This is a genomic window from Alcanivorax sp. 1008 (assembly GCF_020667895.1).
GTDB lineage: Bacteria > Pseudomonadota > Gammaproteobacteria > Pseudomonadales > Alcanivoracaceae > PGZG01.
The window spans coordinates 47,252-72,564 of sequence record NZ_JAFMPS010000008.1; the positions used below are offsets into that span (position 1 = coordinate 47,252).

25 protein-coding genes are annotated in these 25,313 nt (G+C 56.8%); 11 read left to right on the forward strand and 14 right to left on the reverse strand.

What is annotated here, in order from left to right:
* Positions 1-4: 4 nt before the first annotated feature.
* Both J1C54_RS10535 and J1C54_RS10540 read right to left on the reverse strand, forming a co-directional pair.
* Entirely contained in the window at positions 5-1,123 is a 1,119-nt protein-coding gene (locus tag J1C54_RS10535) for an efflux RND transporter periplasmic adaptor subunit (protein WP_229147227.1), read from the reverse strand.
* Positions 1,120-1,665 (reverse strand): TetR/AcrR family transcriptional regulator, encoded by a 546-nt coding sequence (locus J1C54_RS10540; protein ID WP_229147229.1) that lies wholly within the window; start codon positions 1,663-1,665, stop codon positions 1,120-1,122. The genes J1C54_RS10535 and J1C54_RS10540 overlap by 4 nt, the downstream gene beginning before the upstream one ends.
* Before the next feature lie 124 nt (positions 1,666-1,789).
* Between J1C54_RS10540 and J1C54_RS10545 the strand changes: the two genes are divergently transcribed.
* Both J1C54_RS10545 and J1C54_RS10550 read left to right on the forward strand, forming a co-directional pair.
* A complete protein-coding gene (locus J1C54_RS10545; protein WP_229147231.1) occupies positions 1,790-3,004 on the forward strand; it encodes a CaiB/BaiF CoA-transferase family protein in 1,215 nt (404 codons plus the stop codon).
* 147 nt (positions 3,005-3,151) lie between these two features.
* Positions 3,152-4,969, forward strand: coding sequence for a beta-ketoacyl synthase (locus J1C54_RS10550; protein WP_229147234.1), 1,818 nt, complete (start codon positions 3,152-3,154; stop codon positions 4,967-4,969).
* Positions 4,970-5,038: 69 nt separating this feature from the next.
* On the opposite strand, the gene rplS is transcribed toward J1C54_RS10550, so the two are convergent.
* The 5 genes from rplS to ffh form a co-directional block, all read right to left on the reverse strand.
* Positions 5,039-5,404, reverse strand: a complete 366-nt coding sequence (gene rplS, locus J1C54_RS10555; protein ID WP_229147236.1) for a 50S ribosomal protein L19 — start codon at positions 5,402-5,404, stop codon at positions 5,039-5,041.
* Between the two features lie 38 nt (positions 5,405-5,442).
* The gene (trmD, locus tag J1C54_RS10560) at positions 5,443-6,213 is read right to left on the reverse strand and encodes a tRNA (guanosine(37)-N1)-methyltransferase TrmD (RefSeq protein WP_229147535.1); all 771 of its coding nucleotides are present in this window, start codon (positions 6,211-6,213) and stop codon (positions 5,443-5,445) included.
* A 22-nt stretch (positions 6,214-6,235) separates the two neighbouring features.
* Positions 6,236-6,766, reverse strand: coding sequence for a ribosome maturation factor RimM (gene rimM / locus J1C54_RS10565; protein ID WP_229147238.1), 531 nt, complete (start codon positions 6,764-6,766; stop codon positions 6,236-6,238).
* Positions 6,766-7,017, reverse strand: a complete 252-nt coding sequence (rpsP, locus tag J1C54_RS10570; protein ID WP_229147242.1) for a 30S ribosomal protein S16 — start codon at positions 7,015-7,017, stop codon at positions 6,766-6,768. The genes rimM and rpsP overlap by 1 nt, the downstream gene beginning before the upstream one ends.
* A gap of 178 nt (positions 7,018-7,195) precedes the next feature.
* Positions 7,196-8,587 (reverse strand): signal recognition particle protein, encoded by a 1,392-nt coding sequence (ffh, locus tag J1C54_RS10575; RefSeq protein WP_229147246.1) that lies wholly within the window; start codon positions 8,585-8,587, stop codon positions 7,196-7,198.
* 141 nt (positions 8,588-8,728) lie between these two features.
* Between ffh and J1C54_RS10580 the strand changes: the two genes are divergently transcribed.
* From J1C54_RS10580 to J1C54_RS10590, 3 genes are all read left to right on the forward strand, one after another.
* Positions 8,729-9,529, forward strand: coding sequence for an inner membrane protein YpjD (locus J1C54_RS10580; RefSeq protein ID WP_229147253.1), 801 nt, complete (start codon positions 8,729-8,731; stop codon positions 9,527-9,529).
* A gap of 76 nt (positions 9,530-9,605) precedes the next feature.
* A complete protein-coding gene (locus J1C54_RS10585; protein WP_229147257.1) occupies positions 9,606-10,877 on the forward strand; it encodes an HlyC/CorC family transporter in 1,272 nt (423 codons plus the stop codon).
* Between the two features lie 2 nt (positions 10,878-10,879).
* Entirely contained in the window at positions 10,880-11,278 is a 399-nt protein-coding gene (locus J1C54_RS10590) for a hypothetical protein (protein ID WP_229147258.1), read from the forward strand.
* On the opposite strand, the gene J1C54_RS10595 is transcribed toward J1C54_RS10590, so the two are convergent.
* A complete protein-coding gene (locus J1C54_RS10595; protein ID WP_229147261.1) occupies positions 11,235-11,864 on the reverse strand; it encodes a DUF3365 domain-containing protein in 630 nt (209 codons plus the stop codon). The two genes, J1C54_RS10590 and J1C54_RS10595, sit on opposite strands and share 44 nt — an antisense overlap.
* A 15-nt stretch (positions 11,865-11,879) precedes the next feature.
* Positions 11,880-12,437: an NUDIX hydrolase gene (locus J1C54_RS10600; RefSeq protein WP_229147262.1), complete on the reverse strand. Its 558-nt coding sequence runs from the start codon at positions 12,435-12,437 to the stop codon at positions 11,880-11,882.
* Positions 12,438-12,565: 128 nt separating this feature from the next.
* On the opposite strand from J1C54_RS10600, the gene J1C54_RS10605 reads away from it, so the two are divergent.
* Genes J1C54_RS10605 through rssA form a run of 4 tightly spaced genes read left to right on the forward strand, consistent with a single transcriptional unit; the run spans position 12,566 to position 14,812 of the window.
* Entirely contained in the window at positions 12,566-13,147 is a 582-nt protein-coding gene (locus J1C54_RS10605; RefSeq protein WP_229147266.1) for a CoA pyrophosphatase, read from the forward strand.
* Positions 13,148-13,156: 9 nt separating this feature from the next.
* Entirely contained in the window at positions 13,157-13,693 is a 537-nt protein-coding gene (locus J1C54_RS10610; RefSeq protein WP_229147270.1) for a gamma carbonic anhydrase family protein, read from the forward strand.
* On the forward strand, positions 13,671-13,895 hold the full coding sequence (locus J1C54_RS10615) for a DUF1289 domain-containing protein (protein ID WP_229147273.1): 225 nt from the start codon (positions 13,671-13,673) through the stop codon (positions 13,893-13,895). The genes J1C54_RS10610 and J1C54_RS10615 overlap by 23 nt, the downstream gene beginning before the upstream one ends.
* Entirely contained in the window at positions 13,892-14,812 is a 921-nt protein-coding gene (gene rssA / locus J1C54_RS10620) for a patatin-like phospholipase RssA (RefSeq protein ID WP_229147275.1), read from the forward strand. The genes J1C54_RS10615 and rssA overlap by 4 nt, the downstream gene beginning before the upstream one ends.
* Before the next feature lie 18 nt (positions 14,813-14,830).
* Here rssA and J1C54_RS10625 read toward each other — a convergent pair whose 3' ends face one another.
* The 4 genes from J1C54_RS10625 to purL are packed head-to-tail and all read right to left on the reverse strand — an operon-like array spanning position 14,831 to position 20,385.
* A complete protein-coding gene (locus J1C54_RS10625) occupies positions 14,831-15,148 on the reverse strand; it encodes a YqfO family protein (RefSeq protein WP_304504405.1) in 318 nt (105 codons plus the stop codon).
* The gene (locus J1C54_RS10630) at positions 15,145-15,828 is read right to left on the reverse strand and encodes a PaaI family thioesterase (RefSeq protein ID WP_229147277.1); all 684 of its coding nucleotides are present in this window, start codon (positions 15,826-15,828) and stop codon (positions 15,145-15,147) included. Before J1C54_RS10630 ends, J1C54_RS10625 begins: the two co-directional genes overlap by 4 nt.
* Entirely contained in the window at positions 15,825-16,493 is a 669-nt protein-coding gene (locus J1C54_RS10635; protein ID WP_229147279.1) for a PaaI family thioesterase, read from the reverse strand. Before J1C54_RS10635 ends, J1C54_RS10630 begins: the two co-directional genes overlap by 4 nt.
* A 4-nt stretch (positions 16,494-16,497) precedes the next feature.
* Entirely contained in the window at positions 16,498-20,385 is a 3,888-nt protein-coding gene (gene purL / locus J1C54_RS10640; protein ID WP_229147281.1) for a phosphoribosylformylglycinamidine synthase, read from the reverse strand.
* Positions 20,386-20,705: 320 nt separating this feature from the next.
* Here purL and mltF point away from each other — a divergent pair, with 320 nt between their 5' ends.
* Complete coding sequence (mltF, locus tag J1C54_RS10645) at positions 20,706-22,124, forward strand: membrane-bound lytic murein transglycosylase MltF (protein ID WP_229147284.1); 1,419 nt, start codon at positions 20,706-20,708, stop codon at positions 22,122-22,124.
* Here the strand turns inward: mltF and tadA are convergent, their stop codons facing one another.
* On the reverse strand, positions 22,125-22,586 hold the full coding sequence (gene tadA / locus J1C54_RS10650) for a tRNA adenosine(34) deaminase TadA (protein WP_370635646.1): 462 nt from the start codon (positions 22,584-22,586) through the stop codon (positions 22,125-22,127).
* A gap of 143 nt (positions 22,587-22,729) precedes the next feature.
* Here tadA and J1C54_RS10655 point away from each other — a divergent pair, with 143 nt between their 5' ends.
* Entirely contained in the window at positions 22,730-25,306 is a 2,577-nt protein-coding gene (locus tag J1C54_RS10655) for a CHASE2 domain-containing serine/threonine-protein kinase (protein ID WP_229147286.1), read from the forward strand.
* The last annotated feature ends 7 nt before the right edge of the window (positions 25,307-25,313 follow it).

The window sequence follows — 25,313 nt, forward strand, 5'->3', positions numbered from 1 at the left end:
CTCCTCAGAAGCCTTCAAACGGCAGAACACGCATGCCGTCATGAAGAAGATGCAAGCCAGCGCTGACAATCTCTTCATTGCCTGCCAGGCCGCCCACCAAAGCCTGACCTTCTTCATTCAAGCCAAGCATCTTCACTGGGCGTGGTGTGACGCTGCCACTTTCTGGCTGATACACCCAAACGCGGAAATCGCCCTGCTCGTCGCTATCTATTGCAGAAGGAGGAACAGCGAAAAAGGCAACCTCATCAGGAATGGCCGCGCGCAAACGCACAGTGACCGTCATCCCTGGCAGCACATTAAACTCTTCATCCCGTGGCATACCGAAAGTTACACGGTAGGTTTGCGCCACGGCGTCCGGCTCGGTTTCATGTTCACGGTAGGTCAGCGCTACAGGCTTATCCGGCCTGCTTTGGAACACGGCCTCTGCACTGATTGAGTCAGTCTGATCCAGACCACCCATCAGATTTTCCGGGACACTTATATGAACCCGAAACTCTTCCACGTTTTGCACCCGAACAATCTCCATGTTCGGCCTTACATTGGTAAAGGGGTCAACCAGACGACGTGTTACCAACGCATCAAATGGCGCAGTAATACGAGTATAGGCAAGATTGCGGCGGGCGGTATCTAATGCCACCCTGCGCAGGTTGTGCGCTGTCTGCGCTTGATCAAGGCTGGCCTGAGAGACACTGCCGCGCTCGAACAATGACCGTGCTCGCTCCAGATCCCTGTTGGCCTGATCCAGTTGCAACTCGGCTTCGCGAACCGCCAATTGATAATCCGCCGGATCAAGCGCCGCAATCAGGGAACCCGCTCGCTGTATGGTGCCTTGCTGAACCGGCAGCTCGGTAATGCGGCCTCCCACCTGAAAGGAAAGATCAACCGTACTTACCGCATCTACCCTGCCAACAAAATGACGCACTGCCAGCAGGTTGCTTTCTCCAACCTGATACAACTTTACCGGGCGCAGTGATTCAACCGGCTGTTCATCGCTATGACTACCACAACGAGCCAATAGAACGATTAGCAGGGCCAATAGCACCCAACCCGCAATCTGCACCAGCCGGGGCAAGCGATCGTGATGCTGCCGCATGGAAGTAAGAAAACTCTGGGTCTTGTTCATTTCAGCATGCCCTCGGCAAGCAATTGCAGTTGTTGATGCATGGCATCGCGCTGCTCTGGCAAGTACGGCTCAACGCCAAGCAACTGTTGAAATAACAGGCCATCCGCCGCCGCCCACAACAACCAGAAGGCTGGATGGTCGCCGGACTCCGCGATGATCTGCTCGCGCATATGAGCAATGTGCTGACGTAACGGATCCAGCAAGGTGGGCTGCTCGGCCGCAGCGGCAAGAATCGCCATGGCCACATGGGGGTCAAGCACATCGTCGCGATTGCGGGTCGCCAGCATTGCTCGCAAGGTCGCATGCGGCTTGCCAACCAGACTGCTGGCATGCTCCTCGCGGACCACACTACTACGCTCGATAAGCCGCTCCAGCATGGCCTTAATAAGCGCTTCCTTACCGGCAAAGTGATACAAAAGGCCGCCTTTGCTCAGGCCACTCTCTTTGGCTACCTCGTCTAGCGTGATTCGCCCGGCACCTCGCTCGGCAGCAATGCGCTGAGCTGCATCAAGAATGGTGTCCCGGGTTGATGGCTGCCCCATGGCGGGCTCCTGAGTATATTTTCGTAGGCGGATACTATACCAACTGGACGGTATAGTAAAAACAGGCAGGACGGGCCAATGTTGATTGTATACAATCCGCTTTCCTTGCCTGCTGGAGACCCTGATGACTGACGCCCCCACCCCCCGCCTGCCACTTGCCGGCATTCGCGTGATAGAACTCGGTCAGCTACTGGCAGGCCCCTTTACCGGCACTCTGCTGGCCTACTTCGGTGCTGAAGTAATCAAAGTGGAGCCTCCTGGCGGCGACCCGATCCGCGGCTGGCGCAAGCTGGATGAAAACGGCACGTCCTTCTGGTGGCGCAGCCTCGGCCGCAATAAAAAGTGCGTCACCATCGACCTGAAGCAGCCCGCCGGTATTGAACTTGTGCGCAAGCTGATCGGTAGCGCTGATGTGGTCATTGAAAACTTCAAACCCGGCACCATGGAAAACTGGCAGTTGGGACCGGATGATTTTTCCAGCAGCCACCCGAAGCTGGTGTATGCGCGTATTTCCGGCTACGGCCAGACCGGCCCCTATTCGCCCAAGCCTGGTTATGCCTCTGTCTGCGAAGGCATTGGTGGATTCCGCTACGTCAACGGTTTCCCCGGTGGCCGGCCGGTGCGGCCGAATCTATCCATGGGAGACACCGTTGCAGGCATCCATGCCGCTCTGGGCATCGTGCTGGCGCTGTTCGAACGGGAACGTGGTGGCGATGGTCAGGTTATCGATGTGGCCCTGTTCGAGTCCGTATTCAATCTTCTGGAGGGTGTTATTCCGGAATACGATGGCGCTGGTGTGATCCGCGAGCCCTCTGGCTCCACCGTCACCGGCATCGTACCGACCAACACTTATCTATGCGGCGATGGCAAGTACGTCATCATTGGGGGAAATGGCGACTCGATTTTCCAACGGCTGATGAAGGCCGCCGGCCGCCCGGATATGTCCAGCGACCCGCGCCTCGCCAGCAATGCCGGTCGGGTGGAGCACGAGGAGGAAATCGATCAGGCCCTATCAGACTGGTGCGCCAACCGTTCCTCAGCCGAGGTATTGGCCACGCTGGAGCAGGCCAATGTCCCTGCAGGGCCGATCTATAGCGCCGCTGACATGCTGGCCGACCCACACTTTCAGGCCCGTAACCTGTTCGAGCAGGTAGAAATCAATGGCAAGCCCCTGAAGATCCCTGCCATTCTACCCAAACTGGCAGGCACTCCGGGCCGCACAGCCTGGCCAGGACCGGAAGTGGGCGCTCACAATAGGGAAGTTCTGCTAGAGGGACTTGGACTTTCCCCAGAGGATTATGCTGCTCTGACCCGCAGCGGCGTTATCAGTGCTGGTTGACCAGTCAGCACCGGGCTAGAGCGGGTTATCACGCAGCCCTTCACATTTGGTTTCAACTTGTCTGCGGCAGACTGTGGTCTGGTGGGTGTGCTTTGCCGGCCGCCCCGCTACCATTCGTGACCTCGTGGTCACATATGGAGCCCACCCTTGTCTGTACTGCCCGTTATCACCGCACTCGGCGGCATCAGCCCTGCCGGACGTAGCGCCTGCCACCACGGCTTCCAGCGACTGATCTTCGATGTCCTGAGCGACACTCAACGGCAGCAGACCCTTAGCTCTCTAAGCTCCCTGTGCGGCCACCAGAACGAGCAACAACTGCTTGATGGCACGCTGGTCAGACGGCTGGATAACAACCTGTTCGATAGCAGCCGTGTGCCGGTCAATGTGGCCGCCAGCAACAGCGCTCCGATGACCGTTACCGTCCGCAATATGGATCTACCGACACCACTGCCGCCGCACTGGCAGGTCAAACCAGTGGATCGCAGCCGCAGTGAATTGACCATTCCCGCCGGCGACCTGCTATTACCCGCCGGCGAGCAGGCCCGGGTGCAGGCAGCGGGTCAACTACCGCAGGGCTTCGATCCGTCCACCAGATATGCATCAAGGCACCACCCACGAGCCTTGCAGATGACCATTTTTGGCGCCTCAGAATGCGTCGGCATGGCCGGTATTCCATGGCAGACCATCGCAGCCAGCGTACCCCCGGAGCAAATTGCTGTTTACGCCTCCGGCGCCATGAGCCAGCTGGATGACAATGGACTGGGAGGGATGCTCAAGTACCCTCACCAAGGCAAGCGCATTACCTCCAAACAATGTCCGCTGGGCCTCGGAGAAATGCCAGCAGATTTTATCAACGCCTACGTGCTGGGCAGCGTCGGTCGCACCGGCGGCATGCTTGGTGCCTGCGCCAGCTTCTTGTACAACCTGTCCCTTGGCGTTCATGACATCCGCTCCGGCCGCGCCAGAGTAGCCCTGGTGGGCGCCGCCGAGGCGCCTCTGGTGGCGGAAATTTTTGAGGGCTACCGGGCCATGGGAGCGCTGGCGGAAGACGAGGATTTGCTCAAACTGGACCCCCAGCGAAGTACTCCGGACTGGCGCCGCGCGGTACGCCCGTTTGGCCACAACTGCGGTTTCACCCTGGCCGAGTCTGCACAATTTTTCCTGCTTATGGATGATGCTCTGGCGCTTGAGTTGGGAGCCGATATTCTCGCCGCCGTACCAGATGTATTTGTCCATGCGGACGGGGTAAAGAAATCCATTTCCGCACCCGGTATTGGTAACTACCTGACCCTCGGCCGAGCCACCGCCCTGGCCCGCCAATTAATCGGCGAGCAGACTCTGCAGAGACACAGTTTTGTTTCCGCCCATGGCACCAGCACACCACAGAACCGAGTCACAGAGTCCGATGTACTGGATCGAATTGGCGGCGCCTTTGGTATCGACCAATGGCCGGTTCATGCGGTCAAGGCCTATCTTGGTCATTCACTGGCCAGTGCCTCCGGTGATCAGTTGATGTCCGCTCTGGGAACATTTCATAGCGGCTGGCTACCCGGCATTACCAGCACCACCAGCATCGCCGAAGACGTGCATCGCAAACATCTGGACTTCGTCCTGCAGCACCGTCAACTGGAGCAGCCCGCAGCGGCATTTCTCAACTCGAAGGGGTTTGGTGGCAACAATGCCACCGCGTTGGTGCTATCCGCGCAGCACAGTCTTGAGCTGTTACAACGCAAACACGGCACTGCAGCAATCGATCAGTGGCAGGGCAAACGGGAAGCCACTACGGCGGCGGTGGCAGACTACGAGCAATCCGTACTAAGTGGCGAAGCCAAACCGATCTATCAGTTCGGTACCGGGGTACTTGATGGTAGTGATCTGCAGATTCACTCAGACCGCATTAATCTGCCAGGACAGGCAATGGCAGTGGAATTCAGGGACGACCCTGACTTCAAGGACTTTCTCTGAGAGACGCTTTTTCAGATAACAAAAACGGCCACCTTAAGGTGGCCGTTTTTATTTACGCAGCTGCCGTGATCAGTTGGCAGTGCGTACTTTTTCCTTGATGCGAGCCGACTTACCTGCGCGGTCACGCAGGAAATACAGCTTGGCACGACGCACATCACCGCGACGGTCAACCTTGATGCTGTCAACGATAGGGCTGTGGGTCTGGAATACACGCTCAACACCAACACCATGGGAGATTTTGCGCACGGTGAAGGAGGAGTTGAGACCACGGTTTTTCAGCGCGATGACAACGCCCTGAAACGCCTGCAGACGCTCGCGGGTGCCTTCTTTCACTTTCACCTGAACGGTGATGGTGTCACCCGGAGCAAACGCCGGCACGTCGCTCTTCAGCTGTGCCTGTTCAACTTCCTGAACCAGAGGTTTCTTGCCGCTCATGACTGTTTGCTCCTGTTACTCAATTCGCTGTCTTGTTGCTATTCAAACTCGCGGTGCTTCATTTCCTGAAGATATTCCGCCAGCAGTTTCTCTTCTTCCCGGCTTAATCCCTGTTCGCGTCGCCGCGCGTCAAACAAATCAGGCCGTAATGTTGCCGTTCGCCCCAGTGACTGTTTAAGTCGCCAGCGCCGTATTTCTTCGTGATGCCCGCTCATCAGCACTGCCGGCACCGCTTGCTCCTCAAACACCTCTGGTCGGGTGTAATGGGGACAATCAAGCAGGTTGCGGTTATCACCGCTGAAAGAATCCTGCTCGGCGGAGGCTTCGTCTCCCAGCACACCGGGAATACAGCGGGCCACCGCGTCGATCAACGTCATGGCGGGTAACTCTCCGCCGCTCAATACAAAGTCACCGATGGATATCTGCTCATCAATGACGGTATCGATCAGTCGCTCATCGATTCCCTCGTAACGCCCCGCCACCAGAATCAGCTGCGGCTGCGCTGCGAGTTGTTGCACTTTCACCTGATCCAGCTTTTTGCCGGTAGGCGACAGATAAATCACTTTTGCCTCGGGTAACTGCTCGCGAGCGTGGCCAATCGCCTTTGCCAGCGGCTCTACCTTCATCAGCATCCCCGGGCCGCCGCCAAACGGGCGGTCATCCACGGTACGGTGCTTGTCGCTGGTGAAGTCCCTTGGATTCACCGCTTCCACCGCCAGCACGTTACTTTCCACTGCTCGCCGGGTAATTCCGTATCCGGTGATTGCCTCAAGCATTCCCGGAAACAGGGTCACCACTGCGACCTGCAGGGTCTTCTTCTGCAGGGTCACTTTAAAACTCCGTGTCCCAATCCACCGTAATCACACCGGCGGCGGTATCCACGTTCAGCACCACGTCGTCAGGCAGCCAGGGAATAAGCCGCTCGCGTGTGTCGATGCTGCTACCGTCGCCACGTACCACCAATACATCGTTGGCGCCGGTTTCCATCATGCTGGTCAACTTGCCCAAATCGCGGCCGTCCTTATGACAAACCCGCAACCCGATCAGGTCACGCCAGTAAAACTCGTCGTCTTCCAATACTGGCAATGCGCTCGCCGGTACCAGAACTTCCCTGCCGCAGAACAATGCTTCTGCACGGGTGCGATCAGATTCACCTTCCAGCTGCACCACCAGGCCCTTGCCTTGCATGCGGCTGCCGGTCACCTTGACCGTTCTGTCTCCATCAGGCCCACGAAGTGTCCATGGCTGATAGTGAAGAATGTTATCCAGCGGGTCGGTAAAGGAATTCAGCTTTACCCATCCCTTTATGCCGTGGGCCGCACCAATGCGGCCCACAAGCAAGAGTTCCGTCGCAGTGGCCATCAGGCGCTCTGCTTGCGGGACTCCTTGACCAGACCGCTAACGCGATCAGACAGTTGGGCACCCTGAGCAACCCAGTGATCAACGCGCTCAGCATTGATCTGCAGACGCACTTCACCGCCACGGGCGATCGGGTTAAAGAAGCCAACACGCTCAATAAAGCGGCCGTCACGGGCATTGCGGCTGTCGGTTACGACCAGACTATAGAATGGACGCTTCTTGGAACCACCGCGGGAGAGACGAATAACTACCATTATTTCAGCACCTTAGTTCAATCCGGTTTCCCGGCCCACGACCTGTGAGCCATCGTATCCGCCTGAATATCTGCCCGTTTTCACACAGGCAGACTGCGAAGGGCGCAGATTCTAGCCAGTTCGGCAGCAGAGTGAAAGGGGTTCAGGGACTTATTTCCACCCTGTCGCTTTCGCCCACTTACATGCCCGGGAAGCCACCTGGCGGCATACCGCCACCGCCACCGCCACCCATCATGCCCTGCATACCGCGCATCATCTGCTTCATGCCGCCCTGGGTACGCATCTTCTTCATCATCTTGGCCATCATTTTCTGCTGTTTGAGCAGACGATTAAGATCCGGGATATCCAGACCTGCTCCATGGGCGATACGACGCTTGCGCGAGCCCTTGATCATCTCCGGATCACGCCGCTCATCCGGAGTCATGGAATCAATCAGCGCCTCCATATGCTTCATCTGCTTCATGGACTTCTGGTCTTGGGCCATCTGCGCCATCTGACCAAGACCCGGCAGCTTGTCCAGCAACGAGGTCATACCACCCAGATTACGCATCTGCTGGAACTGATCCTTCATGTCCTCGAAGTCCATGGCCTTGCCTTTCTTGAACTTCTTGGCAAGTTTTTCGGCTTTGGACTTATCCAGCTTGCGCTCCGCCTCCTCGACCAGTGACAGCACGTCACCCATGCCAAGAATGCGCGAGGCAATACGTTCCGGATGGAATAGCTCAAGGGCATCGGACTTTTCACCGCTACCGATAAATTTGATCGGCTTGCCGGTAATGGCGCGCACTGACAATGCAGCACCACCGCGGGAATCACCGTCAGTCTTGGTCAGGATGACACCGGTCAGCGGCAAGGCATCACCAAATGCCTTAGCGGTGTTGGCGGCATCCTGACCGGTCATGGCATCGACTACAAACAGGGTCTCGGCCGGGTTAATGGCGCTGTGCAAGCGCTTGATCTCAGCCATCATGGCTTCATCGATGGCCAGACGACCGGCCGTATCAACGATCAGCACATCCATGTAGCGACGGCGGGCCTCGTCCAGCGCCCCGTTAACGATGGCCACCGGATCCTGATCCGTGGTCGACGGGAAGAACTCAGCACCCACTTCTTTTGCCACGGTGGCAAGCTGATCAATAGCCGCCGGACGGTAAACGTCCGCCGATACCACCATCACTTTCTTCTTCTCACGCTCTTTCAGGAAACGCGCCAGCTTGCCCACGGAGGTGGTTTTACCAGCACCCTGAAGACCCGCCATCATGATTACTGCCGGCGGCTTGACCGCCAGATCGAGGCCGACATTACTGTCGCCCATCACATGAATCATTTCGTCGTTGACGATTTTGACAAAGGCCTGACCCGGATTGATGCTCTTCAGCACCTCAGCGCCCAGCGCCTTCTCCTTGACCTGCTCAGTGAAATCCTTGACCACCGACAGGGCCACGTCCGCCTCGAGCAGAGCTTTACGCACCTCTCGCAGGGTGTCGCGGATATTGTCCTCGGTCAGCTGGCTCTGGCCGGTCAGGCCACGCAGGGATTCGCCAAGGCGCTCGGTAAGATTCTCGAACATGGTGCAGTTCCTCCATCAGGCCGGCGATTATAGCCATGCCCCGGCACCGCCGTCATGCCGTGCCTTCAAATAGGGCCAACCCTGTGACACACTCTGGCGCTCAGTGGCGCCCTTGCCGGGGCAGCCTGTTTGAGGATTTCCATGACAACCGCACTCTGGACCGGACTGGTCGCCCTTATCCTGTACGTGCTTGCCAGCGCATTGGCGGCACAACAGTTGCGCAGCACCAACGCCCCCCAACGGATTGGCTTTCTTGGGCTGGGCACGCTGGCGCTGTTGTTCCACGCCTGTGCCCTCTGGCACCTGATCGTCAGCGAGCAGGGAGTGCACCTTGGCCTATTCCCTGTCACCTCACTGATTGGCGCCACCGGGGCAGCCATTGTCATTCTGTCCAGCCTGTATCGACGACTGGAATGGGTCAGCCTGATGGTGTTCCCGTTCAATGCAATATTTATAGCTGCAGCACTATTTATAAAAACCGGATATCAACCTGGCCCACTGGCCCACGGTATTGGCAGCCACGTGTTATTCGCGATTCTCGCTTTTGCGGTACTGGCCATTGCCACCTCACAAGGCATTCTTGTTCTGATTCAGCACTACCAGCTTAAAAATGGCCATATACGCGGGGTGATGCGGCTATTCCCACCGATTCAGGTGATGGAGACCATGCTGTTTGAGCTGCTCTGGGCCGGCGTGATCCTTCTATGGCTGGCCATCGCCGCTGGCTTCATGTTTATCAACGACCTGTTTGCCCAGCATGTCGCCCACAAGGCCCTGTTTACTCTCATTAGTGCGCTGCTATTCAGCGCCCTACTCGCCGGCCACCAGCTGCTTGGCTGGCGCGGCGTTACCGCCGTGCGCCTCACGGTGGCAGCCTTTGCCTTGCTGCTGTTGGGTTTTTTCGGCTCGCAGCTGGTGTTGGAAGTCATCCTCAAGCGTTAATCGGGCCCGCCATTTTCCTTGACAGGAGGAAAAGCCGGTCGGGACAATGGCTCCATCTAAGCAACAGGCACTCTTCTTGGACAGCTCCTATCCGGCGTTACTCGCTGGCGCCATCTTTGTACTGATACTTCTATCCGCCTTCTTCTCCAGCAGCGAGACCGGCATGGTGGCCCTAAACCGCTACCGCCTGCGTCACCTTGCCCGTCAGGGGAACCGCGCCGCCATTCGGGTTGAGAAAATGCTGAAGCGGCCAGATCAGCTGCTTGGCGTGATCTTGATAGGTAACAATTTCGTCAATAACGCCGCTGCAACCTTAGCCACCCTGCTTGGCCTGTACCTGTTTGGCGAGCTCGGCACGGCTCTGGCACCGGTTGCCATAACTATTTTGATGCTGATCTTTGCTGAGGTCACACCAAAGACCTTTGCCGCTTTGCGTCCGGAAAAAATCGCCTTCCCCGCCAGCCTGATACTCAGACCGCTGTATATCCCGTTCACCCCTCTGATATGGCTGGTTAACGGCATCGGTAATGCGCTGTTGAAATTACTCGGCGTTAACACAGAAAAGCAACGCAGCGACCACCTGTCTGCAGAGGAATTACGCACAGTGGTCAACGAAGCAGGCGGCCTGATTCCAGAAACTCACCAGCGCATGCTACTGAGCATTCTTGATCTGGAAAAAGCCACTGTTGAAGACATTATGATCCCGCGCAATGAGATGGTTGGCATTGATATCGAGGAAGATGTCGGCGACATCATTGAGACATTGCGCAGCTCACAGCACACCCGCCTGCCGGTTTACCGCGGCGATCCGGGCAATATGGTAGGCATTCTGCACTTGCGCAAAATGACCCGGCTGCTACTACGCGAAGAGATCAACAAAGCGGAAATCATCCAGCACGCCGTGGAGCCATACTATGTTCCGGAGGGCACACCGCTGCATCAGCAGCTAATCAACTTCCAGAACGTTAAGCGACGCATTGGCGTGGTGGTTGACGAGTATGGCGATGTGCTAGGCCTGATTACCCTGGAAGACATTCTTGAAGAAATCGTCGGCGAATTCACCACCGACCTTGCTGCATCCAGTGATGAAATCCACCCTCAAGAAGACGGCAGTCTGGTCATCGACGGCACCGCTCATTTGCGCGATATAAACAAGGCCCTTAACTGGGAGCTTCCAACAGACGGCCCGAAAACTCTCAATGGCCTTATCCTCGAACATCTGGAAAATATTCCGGACAGCAATACATCACTGCGTATTGGCGACTACCTGCTGGAAATCATGCAGGTGAAAGACAACATGGTTAAAGCAGTACGGGCCCGACATATCAGCATGCTAAAGAACCAATAACGATGAGTAGACCTGCTCTGCGAATGCTCACGGCCGGCCTCGTTCTATCTCTGTCTGGATGCGCAGGTTATCAGCCGCACAACGGCCAAGAGCCCTACGGCTATTTCAGCACGCGCAGTGAAGACGGCTATCTGCAGATAGGCTATGAATCCTGGCGCCCGGGCTCACGGGAGCGCATCTGCGGTTTCGCCCATCGCCGCGTGCGAGAACTCAATCTGGAAAGCGTAAACGTGCTCAACGAACATTGGGAAGAACAGTACGAACATGCTTATAACCGCGAACAGACGGCTTATGTTCACACCCCCAATAGGGGGCCAAGGGAGATTGGGCTGACTGCCGCCTACGTATCTGCCCGGGTTATTCGCCGTTGCCTGCTGACGCTTGAGCAAGCGGCAGACTGACCCAGAAAATCCCGCGCAGGTCGCCGGCGGCAAAGCCAGTGGCCTGATCATCCGGATAATGGGCGGATAGCGCCTGAGTCACTGGTGCAGACAACTTGCTACCGTGACATGCAAGGCACATGGGAGCGGCAACAATCGGCTCCACGTAGCCAACCCTGTCGCTACCCAGATCAATCACCATTGAGTCACGATCTTCGCCACCCAGATAATGGTCTATGGCTTGCTGCTGCCAGTCAGTTGGCGCGTTGGCCGGATTTCTTAATCGATGACTACTGCGCCCTATCTCGATCCCATCACCACTAACTGACGCCGCAATGGCTGGCGCTTGCAGACGACAAACATCGATGGCATTTTCTGCACCCTGCTGCATGCCACGTTGCAGTGCCTGCATGAGCTGCTGTTTGAAAGGTAGCAAACTGGCTGCACCAAGCTGCTTTACCGCCACTGGATCGTAGCCAGATTGATTCTGCTCAGGCTCAGGCCCAGCCTTCTCCGGCTGGCCGGGGGAAGCGGATTGCGGCGGCTCGGAACAAGCCGCCAGCAGACCAACGGCCAGAAACATCATCACTCGCCTTGCAACCAACATCAGTGAATCTCCTGCTCAGTCTTCCGCTGGCTTACGTCCTAGCGGAGCAATATCTTGCACCCGGATGGGGTACTGGCCTGTCTTCATGTCTTCAATAAAATACTTGAGGGTCCGGCTGACCGTGGGAAACGCCAGTTGATCCCAGGGAATCTCCTCTGGCAGATATAGCCCGGCATCGCTGGACTCTTCTCCCACCCCGTATTCCCCATTGAGCATATCTGCGAGAAAGAACACATACACCTGATAGATGTGCGGCAAATTGTACATAGCGTACAAATCCTTCACCGCGACACTGGCACATGCCTCCTCCCAGGTCTCACGGGCGGCACCTTCTTGCATGGTTTCGCCGTTCTCCATAAACCCGGCGGGCAAGGTCCAATAGCCTTTGCGTGGCTCGATGGCCCGCTTGCATAGCAGAATCCTGCCCTGCCAGACCGGCACCGCACCAACAATGATCTTCGGGTTTTGGTAGTGGATGGTGCTGCAATCCGGACACCAGTAGCGGGGCCGGTTGTCCCCCTCGGGAATGTCGTAACGGATCTGCTGGCTACCGCACTGGCTGCAATACTTCATCTGTCCTCCCTCTGAATAAACCAGTGTAACCGTCCGGGAGGCTCAGCGGAAAACCGGCGCTGAACCTTTTGGCCTTGCCCGAGGTCAACTGGAAGTTCAAACTGGCGTTTGAAACTTACAGGTGGACCGTGGATACCCTGGATCTGATCCGACACAAGCTTCAGGACTACCGGCTGCGGGATTTTCCCGTGCAGCTGCCGGAGGCGGCCGTGCTCATGCCGTTCACCGATCAGTCGGCTCCTGAGCTGATTTTGACGGTACGCTCAGCGGGCATGCCGACCCACGCCGGTGAAGTCGCCTTTCCGGGTGGCAAACGTGATCCTTCAGACGCTGACCTGCTCAGCACTGCTCTGCGGGAAAGCCACGAGGAAGTGGGCCTGCCACCAGGTCAGGTTGAGGTTCTGGGCCAACTATCACCCTTGGCATCCCGCTTCGGCATGAAGGTCACGCCCTTTGTCGGCATTATTCCCCATGATATTGCCCTGCTGGCCGAAGAGCGTGAAATTGACCAGATTTTCCGGGTGCCGCTGGAGTTTTTCCTCGACACCCGCCCGGACCTGTCCAGCCCCATGGAATTCTACGGCAAGCGCTTCCGCATCCCGACCTATCACTTCGGTGACAAGCGCATCTGGGGTCTGACCGCCTTCATGATCCTTGACCTGCTCAACAATGTATTCGACGCTGATATCCCTTTCGAAGAATCTGCCTGAGAGAAACCCATGATATATAAGCTCGGTGATCGCCAGCTGGAAGCGGGCGACGACGTATGGATTGCCGATAATGCCAGTGTGATTGGATCCGTTGTCCTTGGTAACAACGTCAGCATCTGGTTCAACTGCGTGCTGCGCGCCGATAACGATGTCATTCGCATCGGTGATGACAGCAATATTCAGGACGGCTCCGTGCTGCACACCGACAGCGGCATCCCGTTAAACATTGGCAAGGGCGTCACTGTTGGCCACAAGGTCATGTTGCATGGCTGCGAGATCGGCGATTACTCGCTAATCGGCATCAACGCTGTGATTCTCAACCGGGCCAAAATCGGCAAAAACTGTATTATTGGCGCCAACTCGCTGGTACCGGAGGGCATGGAGATTCCGGATAACTCTCTGGTATTCGGCTCACCCGCAAAGGTGGTCAAACCGGTCAGCGATGGCCAGCGCATGATGCTGCAGATGAGCGCCATTCATTATGTGGAAAACAGTAAACGCTATGCCCGAGAGCTCGTTGTAGATGACCGATTCCCACAGCAATGAATTGCCTGAAGTAGTCCCTTCCCCCTGTGTGAGCATCTGCGCTCTGGATGGGGATGATGTCTGCGTCGGCTGCTTCCGCACTGGACGTGAAATCAGCTATTGGGGCCGCATGGACTGCGCCCAACAACGCGAGGTGCTACGCCGTTGCAATCTACGCATCAACGGCGAGCTGGCCACCTGCCTGATCGGAGAGCAAGCATGACCAGCAAGGGGCCGGTAATTGGCCTGGCACTAGGCAGCGGATCGGCGCGCGGCTGGGCACATATCGGCGTTATTCAGGAACTGGAGCAGCTGGGTGTTCACCCTCAGGTAGTGGCTGGCACATCCATCGGCGCACTGGTCGGTGCGGTATATGTCACCGGACAACTGGATGACTTTGCCGAGTGGGTTCAGACCCTGACTATGCGCGATGTGTTTGGACTGCTGGATATCAGCTTCTCCGGTGGCGTGGTCAAGGGGGAAAAGCTATTCGGCTTTTTTCGCGAAAAGCATCGCAACCCTGACATCGAATCACTGGAAAAGAAATTCGTCAGCATCGCCACGGAGATGAAAAGCGGCCGGGAAATCTGGCTTCGCCACGGGCCGGTGCTGCGCGCGGCAAGAGCATCCTGTGCCCTGCCCGGCGTTTTTTCACCGGTACAGATTAATGATCGGTGGATGTTGGATGGCGGCCTGGTTAACCCCGTGCCGGTTTCTGCCTGCCGCGCTCTCGGCGCCGACGTGGTCATTGCCGTCAACCTGAACGCCCAGCTGGTCGGCGCCCATATGCCGCGCAACAGCCGGGCAGAAGTAGACAAGGAAATGAGGCGGTCGAACGCAGAGGAAAACACCCTGTGGCAAAAGTTTGCCAGCTACTTCGCCTCTGAAGATGAGAATGCTGAACCGGGTATGCTCGACGTCATGTCCGCCAGCATCAATATCATGCAGGATCGTATTACCCGCAGCCGCATGGCCGGTGATCCGGCAGAGATATCACTGCTGCCACAACTAGAAGATTTCGCTCTGATTGATTTCCACCGCGCCGGCGAGGCAATTACTGAAGGACGCAATCTGGTGCGACGGCACAAAGATGAAATTCTTGCCTGGACCGGCCGGAGCACCGAGCCAACACAGGTCTAGGCATAACAGCCGTCCCAGTCAGACGGCTTCGAGGCGCCAGACATCAATAGCCGGCTCCTCATAAGGATGGGACTGACGCAACGCCTGCAAAGCCGCTTGCAGACAGGATTGTTGGCAGATCATTTCGACACGGTACTCAACAACTTTTTCGATAACTCCGTGCTCACCAATATGCGGGTTGCTGCCTGCCAGGGGCCGGAACTGGCCCTCACCCGGGACCTGCCATGCGCAGCAGTCGTAGTTGCCAATCCGCCCTGCACCGGCAGCAAATACTGCAGCCTTTACCTCCTCGAGGCTATCCGCAGGCACATAAAAGCACAGCTTGAGCAGGCTCATTGTGGCTTGAACTCCTCCTTCCACTGGTAGTCGCCACCGGCACTGATCCAGACTCCGCTGGCCTCAACGGAAACCCGTTCCCCGACCAGCACACGACCCTGGCAAAATAGTTTGCGCCCTTCGATGCGCTGCACGCTCGCCTCAAGAGTGACATCAGTATTCAAGGGTGTAGCGGCCAAGTAACGCAAGGTGAGCGTGCCCGTCATACCCAGATTAGGAAAGAAGTCCTGCGTCTTCGCCAGCAGAATATCCATGGTCAGGGCCAGTACGCCACCATGCACCCGCCCGGGCGGCCCCTGCCACGGCACTCCGTAGTTAGCCTTGCCACGAACCATCTGTCCATCGAGCCACAACTCTAACGGCAACGACAACGTTGTCGAGTGGCCGGTAAGAATTTCGAAATCAAGCACATCGAGCAAATCCTGTCGGCTGGCCTCGCCCTGAAAAAGGCGCCCCAGCATGGCCGGGAAATCGCGCTTGTCATGTTGCCGAATACGGTCTGCCAAGGCTGCCAGCTCGGCGGCATAGCCAGCCAGTTCATCCCTTGAGGCATCCATCCGCACAAGTTCTTCGGTGATGGATTTCATTGAGCCGGCAATATCACGACGCAGTACCGTTTCTTCGGTCGGCTGTGGCATCTCGCCAACGCGGATCTGGGAAAAGTGGTAGCGCTCGCTCATTTGCGTTTACTGAAGTCCGGTTGCAGAAAAATGCCTTCCGCCTGCACTGTCTGCTGTTCGCCGTTAAAAATTGCCCCCTCGATAAACATCTTGCGGCCTTCCATGCGCACGATACGTGCAGTGCATCGCAGCTGAGTATCAATAGGCGTCGAAGCCATGTAGCGAATATTCAGGGTGCCGGTAACACCGATCTTCAACGCGGCATGCATGGCGCGGGACAAAAGCGCATCAAGGATCCATGCAATCACGCCGCCATGTACTCGGCCAGGGGGACCCTGATAATGCTCGCCAAGACTGATCTGGCCTTCCACCCCTTCCGCCGTCTGTGTCCGCCAGCGCAGCTGAGGGGCAATGGGATTGGACAGACCGCCGACCGGGTCATAGTCCATCATGTCAAACACGTCAAAAGTACTGGCCTGACCGGTGAACAGGCGACGGTTCGCCTCACGGGTGTTACGGCGCGGCGGGGTGCCCATGGTCTCTAGCAGACCTTCCAGCGTGGTCGCCCATTGCTCAAGGTCTGCATCATCCGCTTCAACCCGTATCAAGCGCTCAGATAACTGCTGCATGGCGGCTGCGATGCGCCGACGGATAACAAAGGTTTGCGGCACATCACTGTCATGGGCCGAGAGCAGCTCAAATGGCCCCCACTTTTTTTCCGGCATCTGCTTACCCCACCCACTTGCGTGCATTGGCAAACATTCGGAACCAGGGCGCATTCTCGAACTGCTTCCACTCATCCGGGCACCAGCTTTGCTGTACCACCCGGAATACCCGCTCCGGGTGCGGCATCATGATCGTTACCCGGCCATCCGCTGTGGTGAAACCGGTGGCACCGGCAATCGAGCCATTGGGGTTAGCCGGATAGTTCACCGCCGCATTACCGAAAGAATCGATATAGCGCAACGCAAGCAACTGCTGGTCCACACAGGTGCGGAAATTAGCATCACTGATTTCTACCCGACCTTCACCATGGGCCACTGCAATGGGCAGCCGTGTACCAGCCATGCCATCGAGGAAAATTGACGGTGATGGGGTGATTTCCACCAACGCAGTGCGCGCCTCAAACTGCTCTGACTGGTTACGCACAAAACGGGGCCAATGCTCGGTACCAGGAATCAGCTCTTTAAGTGCGGAGAGCATCTGGCAGCCATTACACACACCCAAGGCAAAGGTGTCGGAGCGGGCAAAGAAGGCGCTGAATGCCTCACGCAGATCCAGGTTATACAAAATGGTTTTAGCCCAGCCTTCTCCGGCGCCCAACACGTCCCCATAGGAGAAGCCGCCACAGGCAACCAGCCCGCGGAAATCAGCAAGCTTCACACGGCCCGCCAGCAAGTCACTCATATGTACGTCATAGGCGTCGAAGCCAGCACGCTGAAACACAGCAGCCATTTCAACATGGCCGTTAACGCCCTGCTCGCGGAGAACTGCCACCTTTGGTCGAGCACCACCGGCAAAAGGCGCCGCCACATCTTCACTCATATCAAAGGTCAGGCGCACATTGAGGCCCGGATCATTAGCATCCGGAATAGCATCAAACTCCTGCTGGGCGCAGTTTGGGTTATCGCGCAAAGCCTGGATGCGGTAACTGGTTTCTGCCCAGTAGCGATGCAGATCACGGCGCGGGGTTTCCATAAGAATAGCGCCGCCCAAACGCACTCGCAGAACATCTTCTGCATTGAGCTCGCCAATACGGTGAACACACTCGCCAAGACCGGTTTCCGCATAGGCGGCAATGACATAATCGGCCTGATCAGCACGCACCTGAATCACCGCCCCCAGCTCCTCGGAGAACAAAGCAGCAATCGCTTCTTCGTTATCTCCGGCAATATTATCAAGTACCAGATCAGCACCCACACGCCCGGCAAAGATCATCTCAACAAATGACACCAGCAGGCCGCCGTCAGAACGATCGTGGTAGGCCAGCAGAAGCTGTTCAGACAACAGCCTTTGAGTGACGCTGAAGAAATTGCTGAGCAAGGCAGGATCATCCAAATCCGGAGCCACCTCGCCGACCTTGCCGTATACCTGTGCCAGGGCCGAGCCACCCAGACGGTTTTGGCCACGACCCAGATCAAGTAGCAGTAGCACGGTGTCTGGCTCAGTACGCAATTGCGGGGTCAGCGTATTGCGAATATCCGTCACCGGTGCAAACGCTGAAACGATCAGCGACAAAGGCGCAGTGACAGATTTCTTGATGCCGTGATCCTGCCAAAGGGTACGCATGGACAGAGAGTCCTTGCCCACCGGAATGGCAATACCCAAAGCCGGGCAAAGTTCCATGCCGACAGCCTGAACCGTATCAAAAAGGTTCTGATCTTCACCCGGGTGACCGGCTGCAGCCATCCAGTTGGCGGACAGCTTGATCTTGCTCAGGTCACCGATATCGGCAGCGGCAATATTGGTGATCGACTCGGCCACGGCCATACGGCCAGAGGCTGCTGCATCAATCAGCGCCAATGGTGTGCGCTCACCCATGGCCATGGCTTCGCCGGTATAGGCGGTATAACCACTGGCGGTAACCGCACAATCTGCCACCGGCACCTGCCACGGGCCGACCATCTGTTCGCGATTCACCAGGCCCGTTACAGAACGGTCACCAATGGTAATCAGGAAGCTCTTGCTGGCTACCGTGGGCAGCTGCAGCACTCGCTGTACAGCGTCGCGCAGCTCAATGCCACTGACCGAAAAACTGCTTCGCTGAAAATCAGTGCGATCAAATTCGCGTAGCATTTTTGGTGGTTTGCCAAACAGCACATTCATCGGCAGGTCCACCGGCGCATCGGCGAGCAGCTCATCAGAAACCTTCAGATGCTCTTCTTCTGTCGCCTCGCCAAGCACCGCAAAAGGCGCGCGCTCCCGCTGACAAATTTCTGCGAAGCGTGGCAAGTCCTCCGCACTGACCGCCATCACATAGCGTTCCTGGGCCTCATTGCACCAGATCTCTACCGGGCTCATGCCGGGCTCATCGCAGGGTATGCGACGCAGCTCCAGAACAGCGCCCCGATCCGCATCATGTACCAGTTCCGGCAACGCATTGGATAAGCCACCGGCACCGACATCATGGATGGAAATAATCGGGTTGCGCTCACCATAGGCCCAGCAGCAATCAATCACTTCCTGGCAACGGCGTTCAATTTCCGGGTTATCTCGCTGCACCGAAGCAAAGTCCAACGCTTCCGCGCTTTGCCCGGAAGCCATTGACGAAGCCGCACCGCCGCCAAGGCCGATGAGCAATGCAGGCCCACCCAAAACGATAATTTTTGCTCCCGGAGGAATGCGATGTTTTTCCACATGCTGACCACGAATATTGCCAACACCACCGGCAATCATAATGGGCTTGTGGTACCCGCGTATTTCATCACCGCTAACTCCCGGCGCTTCAATTTCCAAGGTACGGAAATAACCGTTGAGGTTGGGCCGACCAAATTCGTTATTGAATGCAGCGCCGCCAAGGGGACCTTCAATCATGATATCCAGAGCGGATGCAATACGCTCCGGCTTGCCATAGGCGGTTTCCCAAGGCTGGGCAAAGCCGGGAATATTCAGGTTGGAAACGGAAAAGCCAGTCAGGCCAGCCTTTGGCTTGGAACCACGACCGGTAGCCCCTTCATCACGAATCTCTCCACCGGAGCCAGTGGCCGCTCCGGGGTGTGGCGCGATAGCAGTCGGATGGTTATGGGTTTCCACCTTCATCAGGATATGCACAGGCTCGTCGACGAACCCGTACTGATGTGAATCCGGATCAGCAAAAAAACGCTGCGCCTGTGAGCCTTCAATGACCGAGGAGTTATCGCTATAGGCCGACAGCACGCCTTCAGGGCTGACCTTGTAGGTGTTGCGGATCATGCCGAACAGACTGATGTCCTGCTGCTCACCATCAATTAACCAATCCGCATTGAAAATCTTGTGCCGACAATGCTCCGAGTTTGCCTGGGCAAACATCATCAACTCAGCATCCGTGGGGTTGCGCTGAAGACGCTGAAACTGTTCGACAAGGTAATCGATCTCGTCTTCCGCCAGAGCCAGACCCAGATCACTGTTAGCCTGCTCCAATGCGGCTTTACCGCCACCCAGCACATCGATACGGCTGAGTGACTTTGGCTGATGTTGGGCAAACAGCGCCTGTGCCTCTTCAAGTGTTCCCAGCACTGTCTGGGTCATGCGGTCATGGATGGCTGCGCAAAATGCAGCTCTTTGCTCCTCCGTGGCATCGGCAGCAAAGTGAGCCCGGAACTCGATTCCGCGCTCTACCCGATGCACCGCCTGCAGGCCGGCGTTGTGACAGATATCCGTGGCCTTTGACGACCAGGGTGAAATGGTGCCCGGACGTGGCACCACGACAAATTGCTCGCCCTGCATCTCTTCATTGACGCCCGCAGGGCCATATTGGAGCAACTTACCGAGCACCTGCTGCTGGTCATCGCTGAGTGGCTCAGCCAGATCAACAAAGTGAACAAAGCAACAACCAAGGTCGATCACGGCGGGATGCGCCTGCAACAGCTTTTCCTTGCGGAATGGAGACAGAGCGGAACTACCGGGCAGTATCAGCATGCGAGGCCTTCTGGCTGGGGAATTGCGAGGAGGCGCAATGATACGGGATTTAGCGCCCGGGTAGGAGGCCAATCAACACCCTCCTACCCTTGCCCGAGGCAGTATCTCCGGCAAAAGGCTCAAAATTGTTAAATGACTGATAAACCTGAGTATTGTCCAACAATAGGCGGAGAAGGGGTCGCCAGCACACTGATAGAGTTCGCACCTGTTTAGTGACGGGGGTCTCACAACGACCCTCAAGTACCGGTGGTTCAGGAAGAATCACGGTTGAAAGCGGCTGTACCGGCCTGACTGGCACTACCAGCAGAGGAACGAACCGGATGATGAGCGCACTACTAAGACAAAGCCGGCACCTGCTATTGCCGGCGGCACTGATTGGCGTGGTAGCCGTGCTACTCGCTATGCGTAGTGTGCCCTCTGATCTGGACCGAGTAATTGCCAGCGGCGAGCTGGTTGTCGTTTCTCGCCCCTCCCCGGCAACCTGGTATCAGGATCAACACGGCGATACCGGCTTTGAATACCAGCTGGCCCGCTCCTTCGCTGATGAGCTGGGCGTATCCTTGCGCATGGTCAAAGCAGACAGCCTGCCCTCACTGATCGATATGGTGCGTAACGGTGAAGCGGATATCGCCGCAGCGGCTCTGGCAATCACTCCGGAGAGACAAGAGCGACTGCGTTTTACTGGCAGCTATATGAATAATGGCGACCAGATGATCTCGCGCAGTGGCGAGGCCCGTCCCGCCTCTCTCGCCGACCTCAATGGCAAACACATTGCGGTACTGGCTGGCAGCGGGCAGGAAGAGTCAATACGCGAGCTGATTCGTCATGGTCAGGATCTGCGTTTTCAAGCGATCCATGACGTGAGCACCGAAAAGCTGCTCAATCTGGTCGATGAGGGCTACTTTGATCTGGCCATCGTTGATGAAAACTCCTGGCGTCTTAACAAGGCCCTGTTCCCGGAGCTAGTCGGTGGCATCACGCTGACGGAGCGGCAGCTAGGCTGGGCACTGCGCAAAAGCGGCGACAATAGCCTCTATTTGGCCGCTCAGCGCTTCCTGACCCAGCGCAAGGCAGATGGCACCGTGGCCAAGCTGGAGCAGCGCTTTTTCCACAACGCTGCCCAGATGAACCTGTATTCTTCCCGCTCATTCCTGAAACACCTTGATGTGCGACTGCCGAACTATGCCGAGGCATTTCGGACCGCCGGGGAGGAGTCCGGGTTTGACTGGCGCCTGCTGGCTGCCATGGGTTATCAGGAGTCACTTTGGGATGCCAACGCGGTGTCACCCACCGGGGTGCGCGGCCTGATGATGCTAACCCTGCATACTGCAGCGGAGATGGGAGTCTCTGACCGCACCGACCCCCTGCAAAGCATCCGCGCCGGAGCCGCCTATCTACGCAAGATCTATGACCGCATTCCGGCACGCATTGCGGACCCGGATCGCATGTGGATGGCTGTTGCCGCCTACAATGTGGGCTTCGGGCATATGGAAGACGCCAGAGTTCTGACCCAGAAGCAGGGCGGCAACCCCGACCTGTGGAGTGATGTGCAACAGCGCCTGCCGCTACTGCGCGACGCCAACTACTACAGCGATACCCGCCATGGTTATGCCCGCGGCGGCATGCAGTCCGTGATTTATGTGCGTCACATACGCCAGTACTATGATCTGCTGGTATGGGCCAGCGAATCCAACCGCCACGGCCCTAATATGGTCGCCATGCTGGGCAACGGTCAGTAATTATCTGCGCTTGCGCGCGAAGAAACTCTTCAGCATGGCGCTAGACTGCTGCGCCATGACGCCGCCTATTACCTCAAGCCTGTGATTGTAGAAATACTGCGCAGGCAGGCTAAGCTGACTTCCGCAGACTCCGGCCCTTGGTTCACGGGCACCGTAAACCAAGGTCCCAACCCGGGCATGCATGAGGGCGCCGAAACACATGGTGCAGGGCTCGATGGTCACATACAGCACGCTGCCACCCAACCGATAATTCCCCACCCTTGCCGCCGCATCACGCAACGCCACCACCTCCGCATGGGCGGTGGGGTCATGGCGGCCAATGGGCTGATTCCAGCCCTCTCCGATAACCTCTCCATCACGCACCAATAGGGCGCCCACGGGAACTTCACCGTGCTCTGCGGCAGTCTTGGCCAACTCCAACGCCTGCGCCATCCAGACTTCATGCTGTGGATCAACGGACACCCGTCACTCTCCTCACTTCAACTAGTGGACTATGGTAGCCGAGACACCCATCGAGCGCCTCGGTGTGCTATAAATGCGCCTTGTTTGCGCCGTCTTGTCCGGACGGTGCCGAATCTCGGATCGGGCACTAATCGGGGCACTACATGAAAAGGAAATTCTGGACCACTGACTGGTTTGCAGTCGTTGTCATCACTCTATTGATGATCACGCTAAGCCGCAGTGGGCCGCTTGGCAGTCTGGAGCTGGCCACCTACGACGTTGGTGTTCGCAGCGCCGACCGTGATCCGGGCAGCCGCATCTCAGTACTGGCCATCGATGATCAAAGCATCGAAAACCTGGGCCGCTGGCCCTGGCCGCGAGACATTCTCGGTTCGATGATCGACAAGCTGCAAGATGCCGGGGCTAAAGTAATCGGTTTGGGCATTTTCCTGTCCGAACCGCAAACCGACCCGGGGCTGGCAAAAATCCGCGATCTGCGCCTGTTCTGGCAAAACAGCACCCTCTCTCAAGGCGAACCCGAAGACCTGCACTTTAATGATCTGACCGTACTCGGCGAAAAGCTTGAAAAGGCCAGTCTTGATCTGGACACCGACAGCCGTCTTGCCAGCAGCATCCAGAGGGCCGGCAATGTGGTAATGGGCATGCAGATGATTCAGGGCGTGCCGATCGGCCGGCCTGACAATCCCGTACCACCGTACATCAGTAAACAACAGGTCACAGCAGAAGGCGCAGAAATTCCGGGCATGCCCATGAGCACCCTGTCACTGACCCCACCCCTGCCTGAGTTCGCCAAATCCGCTTCGGCAGTGGGACACTTGATTATCAATCTGGACAGTGACGGAGGCGTTCGCACCGAGCCCCTGTTGGTCAACCATTACGGTGAACTGTACCCATCCCTTTCCCTGCAGATCGCTGCGCGCAGTCTGAACCTTGGCGCCGAAGACATCCGCACCAGCGCCGATGGAGTTCGTCTGGGCAATCTCAACATTCGCACAGGCGATGACCTGCGCATGAATACTTTTTTCTACAGCAACCCGGACAAGCAATCTGCCATTTCGACCGATTCATTTTATGACGTTTACAGTGGCCGCCTGTCCGCAGATAAGTACAAAGACCGAATTGTGATTATTGGCGCCACCGCCTACGGTCTGGGTGCATCCCTGAAAACACCTTTACCACGGGCTCAGGAACCAGTGCAGATTCTGGCTCATAGCGTAGCCAGCATTCTCAATGAAGACTTCTTCGTCATGCCATCCTGGGCCAATGCAGGCCGTTGGATCATGCTGCTACTGATTGTTATCTATCTGATGTTTGCCCTGCCGCGACTGGGCGCAGGCCTTGGCGCGGGCATTTCCGCCGTACTGCTGGTAGCGCTACTGGGTACAGAAATCGTCATGCTTGGCATTCAGGGACTATGGATTCCTCTGACCCTACCGGCAGCGCTACTGTTTGTCGGGCACCTCACTCTGACCACAAAGCATTTCCTGGTCACCGAACAAGGCAAGGAAAAGTCAGAAAAAGAATCCGCCGAATCAAATCGCATGCTCGGCCTTGCTTTCCAGCAGCAGGGCCAGCTGGATATGGCTTTCGAAAAATTCCGCCGTGTGCCGCTGTCCGATGATGTGATGGATTTGCTTTACAACCTGGCCATGGATTTTGAGCGCAAGCGACAGTTCAATAAAGCCAGTGCTGTATACCAATACATGGCCAGCCATGACTCAACTTTCCGTGATATCGCCCAGCGCACCAAACGCGCTAATGATGCGCAGGACACTATTATCTTCGGCATGCGCTCCGGCGGCGGCGGCTCACCCACGGATACCCTGCTGGCCGGTGGCGACGACAGCAGCTTCGAGAAGCCCATGCTGGGCCGCTACCAGGTAGAAAAAGAACTTGGCCGCGGCGCCATGGGCGTGGTTTATCAGGGCCGTGATCCAAAAATCAACCGGGTGGTAGCGATCAAAACACTGGCGTTGTCAGAAGAGTTTGGTGAAGAAGAACTAACCGAGGTGAAAGAACGCTTTTTCCGCGAAGCGGAGGCAGCTGGCAAGCTCAACCACCCGAACATTGTCACCGTCTATGATGCCGGCGAAGAACACGATCTGGCCTATATCGCCATGGAGTTTCTGCACGGCCATGATCTTCTTCGTTATACCAAGCCAGACAGCTTGATGCCGGTCATAAAAGTGCTGAACATAATCGGCCGTTGTGCTGATGCGCTTGACTATGCTCACGTAAACAGCATCGTGCATCGCGATATCAAACCGGCAAACCTGATGTTTGATCCGGAAAAAGGGCAGGTAAAAATTACCGACTTCGGCATCGCCCGGGTAAACAATTCAAGCCGCACAAAAACTGGCATGGTGGTTGGCACGCCAAGCTTTATGTCACCCGAACAGGTGACCGGCAAGCGAGTTGATGGGCGCTCGGATATTTTCTCTCTGGGCGTGGTGCTGTATCAGATGCTCACTGGCGAACTGCCATTTCAGGCAGAAAATGCCACTCAGATCATGTACCAGATCGCCACAGAGCCACACCCGGATATCCTGCAGACACGCCCCGGCCTGAAGCGAACAGCTCCATGGGTGTCGATTGTGCTGAAGCGTGCATTGGAAAAAGACCCTGAGAAACGTTATCAGCGAGCAGGCCTTATGGCTGCCGATATTAAGGTGGTACTGAAAAAGATGGCCGATGCTGCAGCAAAGCAAGGCGACAACTGATTTTGAC